General features: G+C 55.4%; 3 protein-coding genes. All 3 read right to left on the bottom strand.

The genetic code is table 11. The features are described 5' to 3' along the window. Positions 1–210, bottom strand: a 210-nt coding sequence (locus tag HWQ67_RS18025) for a DUF1320 domain-containing protein (RefSeq protein WP_218254079.1), incomplete at its 3' end; no start/stop codon positions are given. A gap of 35 nt (positions 211–245) precedes the next feature. Continuing rightward, positions 246–1,226, bottom strand: a complete 981-nt coding sequence (locus HWQ67_RS18020) for a hypothetical protein (RefSeq protein WP_218254078.1) — start codon at positions 1,224–1,226, stop codon at positions 246–248. A gap of 10 nt (positions 1,227–1,236) precedes the next feature. Continuing rightward, the coding region (locus HWQ67_RS18015; RefSeq protein ID WP_218254077.1) for a hypothetical protein at positions 1,237–1,586 on the bottom strand (350 nt) is incomplete at its 5' end.

Below are 1,586 nucleotides of genomic sequence, written 5' to 3'. Positions count from 1 at the left end.
GCCGGACATCATCAGAAAGATGTCCGGCACAGGGGAAAAGGGCACGGTGTAGCGCGAGCCGCAGTAGGAGTCGATCTCTCCGTCTGCGCCGGCAATCGCCTCGTCAATTCTCGTTTGATTTGTAACCCCGAGGCCCTCGTCATCGGTGAGCTGGATAACCGAGTCCTCGGGGATCAGCTTCTTGATGTCAGCTAATGTGCTATAGGGCATTTTCTTACTCTTCGCTCTATGCTCTTAGCTCTCTGCTAAGTTAGTATCGTGTCGTACCACAGGAACCCTAAGTCCGTTCCTGTCTGGACGATATCGGTTTCCTCGGCCACTTCATAGACATCCTGATGCCGTGCTGGTTCTCTCCAGGTTGTGGACCTTCTTATGCCGCCATCATCATAGGCAACGCGTGCCTGATAGCCTGCGCTCGGGGTTTTCAGGCCCGGAGAAGATGGCCGGTAATAGAGAAACGCCGAACCCTTTGTGGCAGTTTTCTCCCAGACGTTCACAGATGTCCAGTCAGTGCCTGCCTTTGTCTCCTTTGCTGATGAGTAGATCGCCTCTCCCAGGAGCACCTCATCGAGGTCGAACATGGCGGCGATCAGGTCAACCGTCAATATGCCGCGCTGGGTGTATTTGATCCGATCCAGGAGGGCATCCAACTTTTTCAGGGTGTTGTATGTGCCGAAGTCCATCACCATGACGTTTGGCCTCAGGCCCGTGGCTGCCCTGATCGTCTCGATCCTCGCCAGGACATCAGCTATGAATGTGTTTGTGGCATCGTTGGGAGCCCAGAGACCTGCGGCGTCCTCGCCTGCAACTCCGGACCATGTACCCGCAAGGATCATTGAGGCGACCCTTCTTTCCTTTGACAGGTCGATCTTGTCTGCGCAGAACTCAAGCGCATCCTGATCAGGCTTCAGCGGTGGCGCGCCCTGGGAGTTCGCAAACTTCCTGTCCTCGTCAGTCACCTCTTTTGCAAAGGCGTATTCCTTTGTGGAGATGCTGAGCAGGTCAACCGGATATCCGCCCCTCATCGCCTCCCCTCCAGGGCCTCTGATCCCTGCTTCATCCCGGAACCATGCGCCCTTGAGATACCGGGCAATCTTGGCCTTCGGGGAAATATTATCGATGACAGGGAAGACCCTGTCAGCGATGTAGCTTCTGTTGCGGTAGGCAACACTGACGTTGGCCAGCGGCCCTGCAACGATTAGGTCTTTAACATTTGGCTGTGGCATTTATTCCTCCTTACGCCTTCACCGTGAGTGGTGCAAGCAGCATTGTTGCAAGTTCATCCTCAGCCCCGCCGGCAAGTAAAACTCCAACAGGGTACATTGTGGCTACAGCGGCTATTGCCTTGCCTGCATCAGCGGCGTCCACATATTCCATGCCTGCGATAACCCCGATTGCCAGGGTTGCGCCCAACTGGATTTTTGTTATCCCGCCGCAGCCTATCGGCCTGACAACTGCCGCTAAATTCGCAGCATCAGGGGCGTTCTGCAGCACGCCAAGCGGTATATCTGTGGCCGCATTTGGTCTGCGCACCTTGCCTGATGTTGCATCCAGAACAACGATCTTGTACTGGTCGTTGCTCAGGT

The organism is Candidatus Magnetobacterium casense (assembly GCF_019173545.1).
GTDB lineage: Bacteria > Nitrospirota > Thermodesulfovibrionia > Thermodesulfovibrionales > Magnetobacteriaceae > Magnetobacterium > Magnetobacterium cryptolimnobacter.
The sequence above is the reverse complement of the archived record's forward strand: the minus strand, read 5'-3'. Positions and strand labels throughout refer to the sequence as shown.